Here is a 16,130-nt window from a genome sequence, read left to right as displayed (position 1 = left end):
CCGCGCGGGTCAGTCGTCGAGGACGATCGACCGGTAGGTGGGGTTTCCGACGGGCGAGGTGACGAGATCGGCCACCTTCTCCGAGGTCACGTACGAGTACTTCTCGAAGAAGAGCGGCACCGCCGGGAACTCGGCCTGGATGAGCTTCTGCACCTCGGCGTAGGCCGAGCCGTCGGTGGAGAGGTCGGCGTCGGCTGCGGCGATCGCGTCGGCGACCTCGTCGCTGTACCACGGGATGCAGTTGGTGCATCCGCCGCCCTCGATGAAGAACACCCGCAGCGTCGCCTGCTGGCTGGGGTACAGCGCACCCCAGCGCGAGAAGAACGGACCGTCGATGTTCTCGTCGTTGCGGTTCTGCAGGAACTCGGCCCAGTCGGCGCTCGGCTTGGCGGTCGCCTCGATCCCGAGGTTCTGACGCAGCTGGTTGGCGATCGCCTCGTAGAGCGGGTCGAGTCCGCCGCCGCCCGGGAAGTAGATCTCGAGCGAGCCGTCGAAGCCTCCGGCCTCGTCGAGCAGCGCCTTGGCGGCCTCGGGGTCGTACTCGCAGTATTCCCCGCAGATGCCGGTCGGCGTGCCCGGTTCGATGGCGGGGGTCCAGGCGGTCGCGGCGTCGTAGGTGCCGCCGTAGATCACGTCGATGATCGCCTCGCGGTCGATCGCCATCGAGATGGCCTGGCGCACGCGGATGTCGTCGTAGGCGTCGTTCCACAGAGGCAGGCCGAGGAAGGAGATGCCCGGCGCCTCGAAGGAGTACAGACGGTCGCCGAAGTCACCGGCGGCCTGGGTCAGTTTGGAGGCGGGGACACCGGCCACGTCGAGGTTGCCGGCGAGGACGTCCGTGTAGGCGGTCTCGCTGTCGGTGTACGGGACGAACGTGATGCGGTCGATCGTCGGCTTCTCGCCCTGGTAGTCGTCGTAGGCCTCGAGGACGATGGGCTCGTTCTCGACGTAGTCCTCGGCGAAGGCGAAGGGGCCGTTTCCGATGGGGTGGGCGTTGTAGGCGTCGAAGTCCGTCAGCGCCGACGCGGGCATCGGGAACATCGCGGTCTGCGCCTGGGTGACCTGCAGCGGGAACTGACTGTCGGGGCCGGTGAGCTCGACGGTGAAGGTGCGGTCGTCGACGACGGCCAGACCCGACATCTCCGTGGTCGACGGCTCTCCCTCGGCGGGGTTGAGGTCGGCGTACCCGACGATGTTGGCGAGCTGCCCGGAGTTCTCGAACGCGTTGGGGCCGTACGAGACGGCGTTCCAGCTGTCGACGTAGGACTGCGCGGTCACGGGCGTTCCGTCCTGGAAGGTCCAGCCCTCGCGGAGCGTGATGGTCCACGTGACGGCGTCGTCGGATTCGATCGACTCCGCCTGGACGTAATCGAGCGAGCCGTCGGAGTTCAGGAACGCGAGCGGTGCCCAGACGGCCATGTTGACGTCGTACGCCACCGACTGGCGTCCGGGGATGATGAGCTGCGGATCGGTGGCGGCGACGCGGATCTCGTCGACGGCGTCGTCTCCCTTCGGAGCGGTGCCGGCGCTGCACGCAGACAGCGCGAGGGTGGTGACGGCGACGGCTGCTGCCGCCGCGAGGAGCCTCTTGTTCATGGTTTCCTCACAGGGAATCGCTGAGACAGGAATGGTGCGGGACACGGTGCCAGGGTGAGAGCACGGTGCCGGGCTGCGCGGGCCACGGCGGCGGTACGGGGTGAGTACGTACGCTCACCATAGGGGCTGTGTTTTTCGAACTTTCAATACGAAATGAAACCTTTACATTCCGGAAACGCCGTCGGAGGACCTCCCTAAACTCGACGGGTGCCCGCCACACCCGGAGAATCACGCGCAACCTCGGCCATCAGCGAGGACTGGCAGGTCGGCATCGCCCTCTGGTTCGTGCCGACGATCGTCGTGCTGTTCACGATCTTCGGGACCAGCGGCATGCTCGCGGCCCCGGGCTCCGGTTTTCCCGGCGCGCTGGACGTCGTGGCGAGATGGACGCTGTCCTCCGCCGGGCACATCGACTGGACCGCACCGGTGCTGGTCACCGCGGCCTTCGCGCTCGCCGCGATCTGCGCGGCCCCCATCCAGGAGCGCGCCGGCTTCGCCTCCCCCGTTCCCGTATTCGCCCTCGCCGCCGCGGCGATCGCGACGGCGCTGACCGTCTGGGCGCTGTGCGCCCTCGTGACGATGACGCGGCTCGCGGATCTCCACCCGGAGAACCCCGACGTGTGGCAGCAGTTCGGCGCGGTCAGCGGCATCTTCCTCGTGGCGCCGCTGGGCGTCGTGGCGGGGATGTCGGCCGGGCGTTTCCAGCTCCTCCCCCTTCCCGCGCGCCTCGCCGCCGCTCGCGACGAGGTCGCCCGCCTCGAGGACGGCCTCGCCGAGCTCTCCGGCCCCCGCCCGACGGCGGAGGTGCTGCGGTACCGCGTCGCTCGTTACGGCGTGCCCTCGATCCTCGCGCTCATCCTCGTCGGCGTGGGACTGATCTCCACCGCTGCCGCGAACTGGCCCGGCGAGAACGTTCCTGCGCTCCTGGGCGCGACCGTGGGCGTCTTCGCGTTCTCGGCCTTCTGCTCGGCCGTCGGCGCCGGCCTGGTGGCCGCGCCGGCGGGTTACTTCAGTGTCCGCGCACCCGACGGCAGGCGCCCCACGACACTGGGGTGGATCGCCGGCGTCATCCTCCTCGGCGGCGCGCTCACGCCCCTCGCCGCCGCCGCGTACGTCACCGTCGGCCTCGAGCGCGACACGCCCCGCGGCACGGCCGCCGAGTTCGCCGTGGTGTGGCTCGGCGTCATCGGTCCGGTGCTCACCTCCGCCCTCTACGCCGTGGTGCTCCTCCTGCCGTCGTCGATCGCCGGGCACCGCGCGGCAGCGCGGCGGACGCAGGAGACGCAGCTCCGCATCGCACGCAGCACCGTCACGCGCCTGGAGGAGCGTCTGCGCGAGGCCACAGCGCCCCCTTCCCCCGCACCGCCCGAATCGGACACGAGCATCGATTCAGCCGCATCCACCTCCTAGACTTCTCCCCATGAGCACCCCCGGCGACGCCGCCTCCGCGCACGCGCACGCCGTGCCAGTGCACAAAGTGCTCAACAACAACGTCGTCATCGCGATCGACGAGTCGGGGCGCGAGCGCGTGCTCATGGGCCGCGGCTTGGGCTTCCAGTTGAAGCCCGACGACGTCATCGACCCGCGCAAGGTCGAGAAGACGTTCATCCTCGACGCGGGGGCTGCCGGGGAGCACGAGCGTCGCCTCCTCACCGACGTCCCGTACCCGATCGTGGAAGCGGTGACCCGCGCCGTCGACGCGGCCGAACGGCGCCTCGGCAGACATCTGGGCCGGCACCTGACGGTCGCTGTGATCGACCACGTGAACTACGTGATCGAACGCCTCGACCAGGGCCTGCGGATCCCCTCGACGGCGATGCCCGAGCTCCGCGTGCTCCACCCCCACGAGTTCGATGCCGCGCAGGCGATGGCCCGCGACATCGCCGCGTCACTGGATCGGGAGCTGCCTCCGGAGGAGGCGGTCTTCCTCACCATGCACCTGCTGAACGCGACGCGCGACGAGCCCAACGGCACCGCCGCGCTCCTGTTCCGCCGCGTGCAGCACGTGGTCGAGGTCGTCGAGCACGCGTTCGGCGTCAAGCTCGACACCGAGAGCCCCGACTACGCGCGCTTCATCCTCCACATCCAGTTCCTCCTGCAGCGTCTCGTGAACCGCACCATGCTCTCCAGCGGCGACACCTCGTTCTTCGAGTTCGCCAAGCACAGCTATCCGGTCTCGTACGAGATCGCTCGGCAGGTGAAGTCCTACGTGCACGGAGCCACCGGATCGGAGCTCACCGACGAGGAGCTGCTGTACGTCATCGTGCACGTCGAGAGACTGAAGTCTCAGGTCGCCCCTAGCACTCCCCCGCCGACCGTGGTACCGTGATCGCCGTAGGGCTGTGTCCCTGCCGAGATCTCCGGATCGTTACCGCGCAGCGGGCGAAACCTGAACTCACATCACCGAACCGGTGGTGAACGAGTTCAGGTTTTTTTGTTGCCCGGAAACGCCCCGGAGAGCCCGAAACCACGACAGTGCCGCAGTGGGGCGGCGAAAGGATGGCGGATCCCGATGGCGGATTACGCGAAGACCGCGGCCGGCGTACTTGCCGGCGTCGGCGGCGAAGAGAACGTGCAGTCACTCGTGCACTGCGCGACCCGGTTGCGCTTCGTCCTCAAGGACGAGGCCAAGGCGGATGGAGCCGCCATCAAGGCGGTTCCCGGGGTGATCACCACCGCCCAAGCGGGCGGTCAGTACCAGGTGGTCATCGGCAACGACGTTCCCGAGGTCTTCGCCGAGATCGGCAAGATCACGAAGCTCGGTGCCGGTGCCGACGGCTCATCGACGGAGGCGGGGCCGAAGGGGAACCTCTTCAACCGCTTCATCTCGATGATCTCCGCGATCTTCACCCCGGCCCTGTGGGCCCTGGCCGGCACCGGTCTGCTCAAAGCCTTCCTGGCCGCCGCGGTCACGTTCGGCTGGATCAGCACCGAGACGACCACCTACACGGTGCTCAACGCGCTCTCCGACGCGTTCATCAACTTCCTGCCGATGGCCCTCGCGATCACGGCCGCTCGCTACTTCAAGGCCAACGAGTGGACCTCGCTGGCCATCGCCGGCGCGCTCGTGTACCCGTCGATCACCGGCCTCGTCGGACAGCCCGACCTGACCTTCTTCGGCATCCCGTTCACGATGGTCAGCTACGTCTCCAGCGTGATCCCGATCATCGTGATCGTGTGGCTGCAGAGTCACGCAGAGAAGTTCCTCTACGCGAATCTGCCCGGCGCGATCCGCCGGTTCGTCACCCCGATGATCGTCGTGCTGGTCGCGGTTCCGCTCGTGTTCGTGGTGGTCGGCCCGATCTCCGACATCGTCGGTCGCGGACTCGGCGGCGGCATCGGCTGGGTCTTCACCACCGTCCCGTGGCTCGGCGGTGCCATCATGGGCGCCCTGTGGCAGGTCTTCGTGATCTTCGGTCTGCACTGGGGCTTCGTGCCGCTGTTCCAGGTCGAGTTCCAGACCACGGGCCAGATGCTGCTCATCGCCCCCCTGTTCGCCGCCGTTCTCGCTCAGGCCGCCGCTGTCGCCGGCGTCTGGGTGCGTGCGAAGAACAAGAACCTTAAGTCGCTCGCCGCTCCGGCCACGCTGTCGGGCTTCCTCGCCGGCATCACCGAGCCCGCGATCTACGGCATCAACCTGCCCCTCAAGCGGCCGTTCGCGTTCGGCATCGCCGGTGGCGCGCTCGGCGGGGCGATCATCGCCCTCGGCAACGTGTTCTCGACGGCGTTCGTCGTGCCCTCGGGCCTGGCGCTGCCGGCTCTCTTCGGCAACGGCAACATGGTCATGCTGGTCCTCGGCCTGGGCGTCGCCATCGTCGTCCCGTTCCTGCTGACCGCCATCGTCGGGTTCAAGGAGCCGGCCGAGGACGCGGCCGCCCCGGCTCCGGCTGCGGCCAACGACGTGCTGATCCTCGCGCCGGTCGACGGCACGGTCGTGCCCCTGTCGGAGGTGCCCGACGCGGCGTTCGCCGACGGATCCCTCGGACGCGGTGTGGCGATCACCCCGCGCTCGGGCGCCGTGTACGCACCGTTCGATGCGACGGTCGTCGCCGCGTTCCCCACGGGTCACGCGTTCGGGCTGCGCCACGCCGACGGCACAGAGGTGCTCATCCACATCGGCATCGACACCGTGAAGCTGGGCGGAGAGCACTTCACCACCAAGGTCACCGCCGGCCAGCAGGTGAAGGCGGGCGACCTCCTCGTGGAGTTCGACGGCGACGCCATCCTCCGCGCGGGATACGACCTCACCACCCCCGTGGTCGTCACCAACCCCGACCTCTACCCCGCGGTGCGGGACGAGGCCTCCGGGCCGATCGCGCACGGTGAGCCGCTGTTCACCGCCGTGTCGGTCGACTCCGTCGCCGGCGTGCGCTGAGCACCGACCGGCATCGCCGGGGCGCGGCACCCTCCGCGCCCCGGCTCCCCCTCTCCATCCGAGAAACACGAAGGACGCATCATGAGCACCACCCCGTTCCCCGACTCGTTCCTCTGGGGCGGCGCGACGGCAGCCAACCAGATCGAGGGCGCGTACGACCAGGGCGGCAAGGGCCTCTCGGTCCAGGACGTCATGCCCCGCGGGATCGTCGGCGCGCGCACCGCCGAGCCGACGCCCGACAACCTCAAGCTCGTCGGCATCGACCACTACCACCGCTACGCGGAGGACATCGCCCTGTTCGCCGAGATGGGCTTCAAGACCTACCGATTCTCGATCGCGTGGAGCCGCATCTTCCCGAACGGCGATGAGGAGCAGCCCAACGAGGAGGGGCTCGCCTTCTACGACCGCGTGCTCGACGAGCTCGAGAAGCACGGCATCGAACCGCTCGTCACGATCTCCCACTACGAGACGCCGCTCCACCTCGCCGAGACCTACGACGGCTGGACGGACCGCCGCCTCATCGGCTTCTACGAGCGGTACGCCCGCACGTTGTTCGAGCGCTACGGCTCGCGGGTCACCTACTGGCTGACCTTCAACGAGATCAACTCGCTCCTGCACGCCCCGTTCATGTCCGGTGGGATCAACACGCCCAAGGCAGAGCTCACCGAGCAGCAGCTCTACCAGGCGATGCACCACGAGCTCGTCGCTTCCGCCCGCGCCACCCGCATCGCGCGCGAGGTGGCACCGAAGGCACAGATCGGCTGCATGGTGCTGTCGATGCCGGTCTACCCGCTGTCACCCTCGCCCGCCGATGCGCTCGAGGTGATGGAGTTCGACCACTCCAACCTCGTCTACGGCGACGTCCACACGCGCGGGGCCTACCCCGGGTACTTCCTGCGGACACTCCGCGAGAAGGGCATCGAGCTCGACATCACCGACCAGGATCGCGACGACCTCCAGAACACGGTGGACTTCGTCTCCTTCAGCTACTACATGTCGGTGGCGGCGACCGCCGACCCCGCCCAGCGCGCGACCGGCGAGGGCAACATCATGGGCGGTGTGCCCAACCCGACCCTGGAGGCCAGCGAGTGGGGCTGGCAGATCGACCCGATCGGTCTCCGCCTCGTCCTCAACCAGTTCTGGGACCGGTGGCAGAAGCCGCTGTTCATCGTCGAGAACGGCCTGGGCGCGAAGGACCAGCTTGTCGAGGTCGACGGCGTCAAGACCGTCATCGACGACTACCGCATCGCCTACCTCAATGACCACCTCGTGCAGGTCGGCGAGGCACTGAAGGACGGCGTCGACGTGCTCGGGTACACCACGTGGGGCTGCATCGACATCGTCAGCGCCTCCACCGCCCAGCTCAGCAAGCGCTATGGCTTCATCTACGTCGACCGCAACGACGACGGCTCGGGCTCGCTCGAGCGCTACAAGAAGAAGTCGTTCGACTGGTACGCCGAGGTCATCCGCACGAACGGTGGTTCTCTCACCTCCTGACACCTCAGGTGGCGCATATGGTTGCCTCTCTCCCCTCGAGGCGACCGTATGCGCCACCTGTTCGTGCGCCCATCGTCCTTGCCTCACCGGAAAGCCCCGCCCCATGCCCTCCCCCTTCCGACGCCGCGCCGTCTTCCTCGATGTCGACGGAACCCTCATGCAGGACGGCCGGCACATCCCGCCGTCCGCGATCACGGCAGTCCGAGCGGCCCGCGCAGCCGGTCACCTCGTGTTCCTCAGCACGGGGCGCGGGATGAAGGAGTTGGAGGGACCGATCCTCGACATCGGCTTCGACGGCGCCGTCACCAACGGCGGCGGATTCGGGAGCATCGGTGACGACGTGATCGTCGCCGAGCTCCTCGGGCACGACTCGGTGCGGCATCTGGAGGAGCGCCTCGACGCCCACGGCGTGCACTGGTACTTCCAGACCTACGATCGGATGTTCGCGAGCGCGGAGCTTCCCGCCCTCATGCAGCGCTACGTCGACCGCGACCGGCGCGCGCACGAGGACCGGATGCGGGCCTCCGGGCGCGACGTCGACGAGGAGGAGTTCTTCAGCGTCGGCATGAAGATCTTCGATGCGGCCCACGAGTTCGTCCCCGCCGAGGCTGCCAAGGCCGTGATCCTCAGCGAAGATCCGGCCGCGGTCGCCGCGGCCGTGGCCGAGCTCGACGGAGCCTTCGCCGTCGTCGGAGGGACGATCCCCCTCCCCGTCGGAAGCTCCGGCGAGATCTCCGCGGTCGGGGTGAACAAGGGCGCCACGATCCTGCGGCTACTCGCGCACCTCGGCATCGACCCCGCCGATGCGATCGGGATCGGCGACAACTGGAACGATGCGGAGATGTTCGAGGTGTGCGGAGTGTCGATCGCGATGGGGAACGCGGCCCCGGGAGTCCAATCCCTCGCCGACCAGGTCACCTCGGCGATAGACGACGACGGCATCCGCAACGCCTTCGTCCGCAACGGCCTCATCTGATCCCGCCGGGCCTGCCGCCGTGCCACCGGGCGCGCGGCGGGCACCTGCCCGGGCTGAGGCGTGCGAAAAGCAGGCCGGGCAGGCCCTCGGCACCCGATGAGCCCCCGATCCCCCGCCTCAGCCTGCTTTTGGCCCGCCGCGCGGCGGGCACCGCTCGCGCACAGACTCCGGTCACACCGGTTTGAAAGGATGGATGCCGTGACTCCCACCGAATCCTCGCCCCGCATCCTGTTCATCGACGTCGACGGGACGATCCTGGAGCACGGCTCGGTCATCGCCCCCTCGACGGCCACCGCCATCCGCGCCGTGCGCGAGCGCGGCCACCTCGTCTACCTGTGCACCGGCCGCTCGGCGGGTGACATCCACCCCGACGTCGCCGCGATCGGCTTCGACGGCGCGATCACCAACGGCGGGGCCTACGCGACGCGAGGCGAAGAGGAGCTCTTCTTCCATCCCATGCCTCGAGCCGACGTCGACCGACTCACCTCGTACTTCGAGGAGAACGGTGTCCACTACTTCCTGCAGGCCAACCAGCAGGTGTACGCCAGCCCCGGCATCCTCGGGATGATGACGTCGTTCCTGCGGATGCGCGCCGCCCGACGGTCCGAGGACCTCGCCCACCTCGGGATCGACGAGGATCAGCAAGACCTCCTGAACGCGGTGCTCACCGAGGCCGCCGACCGCTATCTCCCCGTCTCGGAGGCCGACCGCGACCACATCGCGAAGGCGGTCTTCGTCAGCGATCGCTCCGACAGCGTCGACCAGGCGCAGCGGGCACTCGGCGAGCGCTTCCACGTGATCCCCGGGAGCATGCCGATGCCCGGTGGATCCAACGGCGAGATCTCGCTCCGAGGCACGAACAAGGGCGCCGCCATCGTCGAGGTCCTGAGCATCCTCGGGCTCGATGCGGCCGATGCGATCGGGATCGGCGACAGCTGGAACGACGTCGAGATGTTCCAGGTGTGCGGCACGGCGGTCGCCATGGGCGGAGCGGATCCGCAGCTGCGGGCCCTCGCCGACCACGTGACCACCGGCGTGCTCGACGACGGCGTGCACAACGCCCTCGCCACCCTCGGGCTCCTCTGACCCTCGCGTTCAGGGACCCCTGCGGGGGCCGAGCCCTCAGAGGAAGATGTCGGGGAAAAGGTCGCTGTCGGGCGTGCCGGGAGTCGCAGCGTAGCGGGAGAAGTCGGTGACCCCGGCCTCGCGGAGCACGTCCTCCACGATGAGGGTCTGACCGGTGTACTCGCGCGCCGGACGTGTGAGCACCTCGTAGGCGGCGTCCGCGTAGATCTCGGGGGTGCGGCTGACCTTCATCATCCGGTCGCCGCCGAGCGCGAACTGCACCGCGGCGGTGGCGATCGTCGTCTCCGGCCAGAGCGTGTTGGCGGCGACGCCGTCGGCCGCGAACTCCGCCGCGATCCCCAGAGTGGCCATCGTCATGCCGAACTTCGCGAGCGAGTACCCGGTGTGGGCGCCGAGCCATCGCGCCGTGGTGTTCAGAGGCGGCGACAGCGACAGGATGTGCGGGTTGTCGGCATCCTTCAGGATCGGGAGAGCAGCGCGGGAGAGCATGAACGTGCCGCGGACGTTGACGTCCTGCATGAGGTCGTACTTCTTCGTCGCCAGCTCCAGCGAGCCGGACAAGTCGATCACCGACGCGTTGTTGACGACGATGTCGATCCCGCCGAACTCGCCCTGCGTCTTCAGCACGGCTTCGGTGATGTCGTCGTCGTTGCGCACGTCACCCACGATCGGCAAGGCTTCACCGCCGGCGGCGCGGATCGCCTCGGCTGCCGAATGGACGGTCCCTTCGAGGCGAGGGTGCGGCGTGTCCGTCTTGGCGAGGAGGGCGATGCGTGCGCCGTCGCGCGCCGCCCGCAGCGCGATCGCGAGGCCGATGCCGCGGCTCCCGCCCGACATGAGGATCGTCTTGCCGGCCAGCGTCGGGTTTGCGTCGGACGTGCTCATCGGGTCTCCTTGGGGGTACGGGCGGCGAAGGCCGCGATCCGGGGGGTCGCCTCGGGGGTGTCGAAGCTGTCGCCGATCGTGCGGGCTTCGTCGTCGAGGTTCTCGGTGAACGGGCGGTGCGCGCCCACGCGCACGAGGCGCTTGGCCTGCCCGAACGCCTCGGTCGCGCCATCGAGCCAGAATCGCGCGACCTCCGCGGCCCGCGCGGCGGGGTCGTTGGCGAGCTCGGACACCAGCCCCCAGTCCAGGGCCGTCTCCGCGTCGATCGTCCGATCCTGCAGGAGCAGGGCGAGGGCCCGCCGCTGTCCGATCGCGGCGGGGAGCAGCGTCGAGACACCGAGGTCGGGCGTCAGGCCGATGTTGGCGTAGCGGCTGACGAACCGGGATGCCCTCGACGCGACGATGTAGTCCGCCGTCAGCATGAGACCGAGGCCGCCGCCGGCGACGGCTCCCTGGACGGCGGCCACGACGGGGGTGCTGGAGGTGACGAACGCACGGATCCCCTCGTGGATCACGTGTGCCGCGGCGGTGACCTCGGAACCGGCGGCACCGGAGGTCCCCATCTGCACCACGTCGCCCCCGGCACAGAACGCGGGTCCGTTCGCGTCGATCAGCACCGCACCCACCTCGGGGTCGCGGGTGACTTCGCGCGCGAGGTCGCGCCACCGCGCGCCCATCTCGAAGTCCATCGCGTTGAGCACGGCGGGGCGGTTGAAGGTGAGACGAGCGAGGGCGCCCTCACGCGTGTACAGGATCGAGTCGGTCATCGAGGGCTCCTCCGAGTGTGTGCTGCAGAACTCCTCCGTCGCGGTGCTGTGCTGCCGTGTGGGGCGCGTCGTACCGCCGCGACGGACACGGCGCCCCGCGTGTGTGGAGGAGTTACGCAGCGCGGGCGAACGAGCGACGGCACGGCCGCCCTCATTTCGGGGCCATCCGGATCGCGCCGTCGAGGCGGATGGTCTCGCCGTTGAGGTAGCCGTTCTCGACGATGCTCAGGACCAGTGCGGCGTACTCGTCCGGACGGCCCAATCGCGGCGGATACGGCACCTGCTGCCCGAGGGAGTCCTGCGCGGCCTGGGGAAGGCCGGCGAGCATCGGTGTCTCCATGATCCCCGGCGCGATCGTGCAGACGCGGATCGCGTGCCGGGCGAGCTCGCGCGCGATCGGTAGCGTCATGGCGTGCACACCTCCCTTGCTCGCCGCGTACGCGGGCTGTCCGATCTGGCCGTCGAAGGCCGCGACCGAGGCGGTGTTGACGATGACGCCCCGATCGCCGCCCCCGGTGGGCTCGGTGCGCGCCATGGCGGCTGCCGCGTGCGCCACCACCGTGTAGGTGCCGATCAGGTTGACACGAACGAGACGCTCGAAGTCGGCGATCGAGGTCGGGTTCCCCTCTCGGTCGAGAACCTTGGCCGGAGGGGCGATGCCGGCGCAGTTGACGACGACGCGCAGCGGCGCCTCGGCGGCGGCGACCCGGACCACGGCTTCCACCTGCGCCGCGTCGGTGACGTCTGCGGCGGCGAAGACGCCTCCCAGTTCCGTGGCGGCTGCCTCTCCCGGAGAGGAAGGCAGGTCGACGATGACGACGCGCGCGCCCGCCGCGGCCAGTCGGCGCGCCGTGGCCAGCCCGAGACCGCTCGCGCCGCCGGTGACGAGGGCGGTGGCTCCGACGATGTCCATGCGCTCTCCTTCGAACGAGTGGGGATCGCATACCACCATACGCGGGACTCAGTGTCACGTGAACTCCGCCCAGCGACGGCCCAGCGACCGCCGGGACCGCCTCGGACCGGCACGGAGCCGCCATGATGGAGAACATGTCGATCCCCGCCGAGACCGTCGATGTGCCCCCGCGCGTCCGGATGCTCGCCCGGGGAGCGACCCTCGTCCCCGTCTGGCGCAACGGCTACGGCGGACTCACGTTCCGCAGCGGTGCGGGCGAGTTCATCAAGTACGGCCCCGTCAATGCGGAATCCTCGATGTCCGACGAAGCCGAGCGCCTGGCGTGGGCGGCGCGATACACGAGGGTCCCGACCGTGCGCGAGACCGGCACGGACGGGCGGCACGAGTGGCTCGTCACGGTGGCCCTTCCCGGCCTCTCGGCCGTCGATCCCCACTGGCGGGAGCACCCCGCCGTCGCGGTGCGGGCGGTGGGTGAAGGACTCCGCGCGCTTCACGATGCGCTGCCGGTCGACGACTGCCCCTTCGACTGGTCGGTCGCCTCACGCCTCACCCGCGCTGAGGAGCGCGGCATCGTGGTCGACGCGCCGCTCCGCGAACCGCCGACGATCGACCGGCTCGTCGTCTGCCATGCCGACGCCTGCTGCCCGAACACCCTCCTCGGCGAGGACGGCCTGTGGCTCGGCCATGTCGACTTCGGCGTGCTCGGCGTCGCCGATCGGTGGGCCGACATCGCGGTCGCGGCGATGAGCACGGTCTGGAACTACGGGCCGGGCTGGGAGGAGGCCCTGCTCGACGCGTACGGGGTCGAGCCCGACGAGGAACGGATGGCGTACTACCGGAGTCTGTGGAACGCGACCTGATCGGCCGAGCCCGGGCGGCGCACCGACGAGACACCCGTCCCTGCCCGCGCCACGTCCGCGTGGGAGTCAGCCCCCGCCGAAGACCGGGCGGAATGACCCCGTCACCACCGCCGCCGCCAGAGCGATCGTCGGGATCGCCAGCGCGAGGACCATCAGGAGCACATCGGCCCCACCGAGTCGCGACGGGCGGGCCCACGTGCGCGGCCCGGGCGCTCCGAAGGCCCGCGCCTCCATGGCCGTGGCCAGCGCGGACCCGCGACGGATCGCGAGCACGAGCAGCGCGAACGCCATCCCCGCCACGCGGCGGATCCGCCCGGCATCGGCGACACCGCGTGCGCGGCGGGCCAGCGCGAGGGCACGCCAGTCCTCCACCAACAGGCCCAGCATCCTCATGCCCGCCAATCCCCCCAAGACGAATCGCGCCGGCAGCCGCAGCACTTGCGCGAGACCATCGGCGAGGTCGGTCGGATCGACGGTGACGAACAGGACCACGGCGGGAAGACCGATGGCGAGGACGCGCAGCATCGCGGAGAGCCCGAGGAGGATCGACCCCTCGCTGACGTGGACGAACAGCCACTCGAACAGCACTCGTCCGCTCGACTGCCCGTACAGCGCGATCGTCACCGCAGCGGCCGGGGCAGCGAGCCAGAGCGGCAGGGTCCGGAGCCAGAACTGCCGAGCGGTGAGACCGGCAGAAAAGAGCAACGGCACCTCGAGGCCGAGCGCGACTCCGGCCGAGACGGGATCGATCGTGACGACCAGCGGCAGCGCGATGAGGAGCGCCGCGACGAGCTTGGCGACGGGATGACGCCCCGCGACGACACCCCGCCGGGGCCCGGCGGGGGTGAGGGTCGTCATGAACCGGCCCTCGGGGGACCGGCCGCGACGGTGGGGCCGGCGAGGGGGAAACGGCGGGCGGCGAGAGCGTCGAGAACGGCGTCGTCGTGGGTGATCGCGGCGATCGCGAGAGGTCCCTGCTCATCCACCCCGTCGCGGAGGCCGGCGATGATCGCGACGAGCTCCGCCCAGGTCCGGGCGTCCTGACCGAACGTCGGTTCGTCGAGGACCAGCACGCGGGGGCGGGTCACGAGCATGGCCGCGACCGTCAGCCGGCGCTTCTCTCCCCCCGACAGCGTGTAGGGGTTCGCGGCCGCGAGCGGCGCCAGGCGCAGCCGGACGAGCGCATCATCGATGCGGGCGGCGACCGCCCCCTCGTCCAGACCGAGGGCCCGCGGCCCGACGGCCAGCTCGTCGCGGACGGTCGATCGCAGCAGTTGGTGCTCCGGTTCCTGCAGCACGGTGCCGATCCGGGTCAGGAGCGACGCGGAGGTCCAGGCCGCGGGGTTATCGGGGCGGGCCCCGACGGATCGGCCGGGGGTGCGGCGACTCAGGACGCGGCGGGCCTGGCGGGTGAGGGCGGCGCCCCGGGAGAGTGCGTCCGCCGCGCGCACTTCTCCCGCCACGGTCGGAAGGAGCCCCGCGAGGGTCAGTCCGAGGGTCGACTTGCCCGCGCCGTTCGCGCCCACGATCCCGACGACCTCCCCCTCCCGCACCTCGAGGTCGACGGGTCCGGCGACCGCCACGCCGGGCGAACGGCCCACGACGAGGCCTCGCGCAGAGACGAGCGAGGCGCCCGCCGAGGCCGCGGGGCGCTCGGGGACGGGCGGACGGACACCGGGCAACCAGACGCCCGCCTCGGCGAGCTCCGGCGCGCGGTCGACCAGGACGCGATCCGGCGGACCGTCGGCGATCACGCCCCCTTGGGCTCCCAGCACGATCACGCGATCGACGAGCGGGAGCCAGACGTCGACTCGATGCTCGATCACCACGAGGGTCGCTCCGGTGGCGGCGATCACCCGCGCGACGGCGTCACGGACCTCGGTCACCCCGACCGGATCGAGGTTCGCGGTCGGCTCATCCAGAAGCACGACGCCGGGTTGCATGGCGAGGACACCGGCGAGGGCCAACCGCTGCTTCTGTCCCCCCGAGAGCGCCGACGTGCTGCGGTCCCGAGCGACCTCGAGTCCCACGGCGTCCAGGGCCGCCGTCACCCGCCGCCAGATCTCGTCGCGTGCCACCCCGAGGTTCTCGCACCCGAACGCGACGTCGTCGCCCACCCGAGAGAGGATCGTCTGACTGTCCGGGTCTTGCAGCACCAGCCCGGCACGTCCGCGCGTCGCCGCCGCCGGCACACCGTCGATGAGTAGCGCACCGAGCTCTTCGCCCTCGTCGTGGCCGCCCAGCACACCGCCGATCCCCTGCAGCAACGTCGACTTCCCGGCGCCGGAGGCTCCCAGAAGCAGCACGCGCTCACCCGGCTCGATCCGGAAGTCGACGTCACGGACCGCCCAGGCCCGCCGGGTCGCGTAGCGCCATCCCCACCCGCGCGCCTCGACGGCGGCGGGCGACGGCGCGACGGTCGGCACGCTAGACGCGTCGGCCGGCGTCGCGGCCGGAGGCGAAGCGAGCCAGCGCTCCGGTCCGGGCGAGCGCACGGGTCACGAGCCACGCACCGAGACCGGCCACAACTGCGCCGGAGATCGTCGTGGCGGCGATGTACACCGAGGTGAACAGGGTGTCGGCCCCCGGGTACCAGAGCACGCGATCGTTGATCCCGCACGCGAGGCCCGCGCCCGCGCCCGCCAGGATCGCGACGGGCAGACGCCACGACGCGTAGAGGAACGCGAGGAACACGAGCTCGGCGCCGGCGCCCTGGACCAGACCCGAGACGATCGTGAGGGGACCCCACTGGTTGCCGACGAGGGCGGAGATGACGGCCGCGAGGAGCTCGGTGTACAGCGCCGCTCCGGGCTTGCGGATGACGAGAGCACCGAGCACCCCCGCAATGAGCCAAGGTCCTGCCAGCAGTCCCTGCACGCCCGGCAGAAGGGGCTTGAGGAGCGAGGCCGGCCCTTCGTAGCCGATGTTCCAGACGAGGAAGACGGCGGCACAGGCCACGCCGATGACGCTCGCCACGACGATGTCGACGATGCGCCACCGGAATCGCTCGCGACCGGTGCCTCCCGACGATGAACGGACGGTGGACGGGGACGTCACTGCATGCATTGCGCTCTCCTCCCTGCGCCGGCATGATCCGGATCAGGTTCGACGGTCGAAGCGTGGATCGCTTCCTCTCAGCCCGGCTCACCGGACTCCCGTGGTTCTGGCGACGAGT

General features: G+C 70.1%; 14 protein-coding genes and 1 riboswitch. Of the genes, 7 read left to right on the top strand and 7 right to left on the bottom strand.

The window, feature by feature from the left end; genetic code table 11:
- Window positions 1–9: 9 nt before the first annotated feature.
- Window positions 10–1,596: a peptide ABC transporter substrate-binding protein gene (locus tag QM591_RS13025; RefSeq protein WP_415132820.1), complete on the bottom strand. Its 1,587-nt coding sequence runs from the start codon at window positions 1,594–1,596 to the stop codon at window positions 10–12.
- 207 nt (window positions 1,597–1,803) lie between these two features.
- On the opposite strand from QM591_RS13025, the gene QM591_RS13020 reads away from it, so the two are divergent.
- From QM591_RS13020 to QM591_RS12995, 6 genes are all read left to right on the top strand, one after another.
- Complete coding sequence (locus tag QM591_RS13020) at window positions 1,804–3,006, top strand: hypothetical protein (RefSeq protein WP_415132819.1); 1,203 nt, start codon at window positions 1,804–1,806, stop codon at window positions 3,004–3,006.
- Window positions 3,007–3,016: 10 nt separating this feature from the next.
- Window positions 3,017–3,925: a PRD domain-containing protein gene (locus QM591_RS13015; protein ID WP_415132818.1), complete on the top strand. Its 909-nt coding sequence runs from the start codon at window positions 3,017–3,019 to the stop codon at window positions 3,923–3,925.
- A 183-nt stretch (window positions 3,926–4,108) separates the two neighbouring features.
- Complete coding sequence (locus QM591_RS13010) at window positions 4,109–5,971, top strand: beta-glucoside-specific PTS transporter subunit IIABC (protein WP_415132817.1); 1,863 nt, start codon at window positions 4,109–4,111, stop codon at window positions 5,969–5,971.
- A gap of 81 nt (window positions 5,972–6,052) precedes the next feature.
- Window positions 6,053–7,468, top strand: a complete 1,416-nt coding sequence (locus QM591_RS13005) for a glycoside hydrolase family 1 protein (RefSeq protein ID WP_415132816.1) — start codon at window positions 6,053–6,055, stop codon at window positions 7,466–7,468.
- A 103-nt stretch (window positions 7,469–7,571) separates the two neighbouring features.
- Window positions 7,572–8,444 carry a Cof-type HAD-IIB family hydrolase gene (locus QM591_RS13000; protein ID WP_415132815.1) on the top strand — a complete coding sequence of 291 codons (873 nt, stop codon included), beginning with the start codon at window positions 7,572–7,574 and terminating at the stop codon, window positions 8,442–8,444.
- Window positions 8,445–8,633: 189 nt separating this feature from the next.
- Window positions 8,634–9,530 (top strand): Cof-type HAD-IIB family hydrolase, encoded by an 897-nt coding sequence (locus QM591_RS12995; protein WP_415132814.1) that lies wholly within the window; start codon window positions 8,634–8,636, stop codon window positions 9,528–9,530.
- Window positions 9,531–9,566: 36 nt separating this feature from the next.
- Here the strand turns inward: QM591_RS12995 and QM591_RS12990 are convergent, their stop codons facing one another.
- From QM591_RS12990 to QM591_RS12980, 3 genes are all read right to left on the bottom strand, one after another.
- Window positions 9,567–10,415 carry an SDR family oxidoreductase gene (locus tag QM591_RS12990; RefSeq protein ID WP_415132813.1) on the bottom strand — a complete coding sequence of 283 codons (849 nt, stop codon included), beginning with the start codon at window positions 10,413–10,415 and terminating at the stop codon, window positions 9,567–9,569.
- Window positions 10,412–11,182 (bottom strand): enoyl-CoA hydratase/isomerase family protein, encoded by a 771-nt coding sequence (locus QM591_RS12985; protein ID WP_415132812.1) that lies wholly within the window; start codon window positions 11,180–11,182, stop codon window positions 10,412–10,414. Before QM591_RS12985 ends, QM591_RS12990 begins: the two co-directional genes overlap by 4 nt.
- Window positions 11,183–11,333: 151 nt before the next feature.
- Entirely contained in the window at window positions 11,334–12,095 is a 762-nt protein-coding gene (locus tag QM591_RS12980; protein WP_415132811.1) for an SDR family NAD(P)-dependent oxidoreductase, read from the bottom strand.
- Between the two features lie 134 nt (window positions 12,096–12,229).
- Here QM591_RS12980 and QM591_RS12975 point away from each other — a divergent pair, with 134 nt between their 5' ends.
- On the top strand, window positions 12,230–12,955 hold the full coding sequence (locus tag QM591_RS12975; protein ID WP_415132810.1) for a phosphotransferase: 726 nt from the start codon (window positions 12,230–12,232) through the stop codon (window positions 12,953–12,955).
- A 66-nt stretch (window positions 12,956–13,021) separates the two neighbouring features.
- Here QM591_RS12975 and QM591_RS12970 read toward each other — a convergent pair whose 3' ends face one another.
- The 3 genes from QM591_RS12970 to QM591_RS12960 form a co-directional block, all read right to left on the bottom strand.
- The gene (locus tag QM591_RS12970; protein WP_415132809.1) at window positions 13,022–13,813 is read right to left on the bottom strand and encodes an energy-coupling factor transporter transmembrane component T family protein; all 792 of its coding nucleotides are present in this window, start codon (window positions 13,811–13,813) and stop codon (window positions 13,022–13,024) included.
- Window positions 13,810–15,381, bottom strand: a complete 1,572-nt coding sequence (locus tag QM591_RS12965; protein ID WP_415132808.1) for an ABC transporter ATP-binding protein — start codon at window positions 15,379–15,381, stop codon at window positions 13,810–13,812. The genes QM591_RS12970 and QM591_RS12965 overlap by 4 nt, the downstream gene beginning before the upstream one ends.
- A 1-nt stretch (window position 15,382) precedes the next feature.
- On the bottom strand, window positions 15,383–16,021 hold the full coding sequence (locus QM591_RS12960) for an ECF transporter S component (RefSeq protein WP_415132807.1): 639 nt from the start codon (window positions 16,019–16,021) through the stop codon (window positions 15,383–15,385).
- Window positions 16,015–16,124: riboswitch (TPP riboswitch) on the bottom strand. Its footprint overlaps the gene before it by 7 nt.
- Window positions 16,125–16,130: the final 6 nt, after the last annotated feature.

Source organism: Microbacterium sp. (assembly GCF_047607225.1).
Lineage (GTDB): Bacteria > Actinomycetota > Actinomycetes > Actinomycetales > Microbacteriaceae > Microbacterium.
Note: the sequence above shows the minus strand (reverse complement) of the source record. Positions and strands in the feature narration are given on the sequence as shown.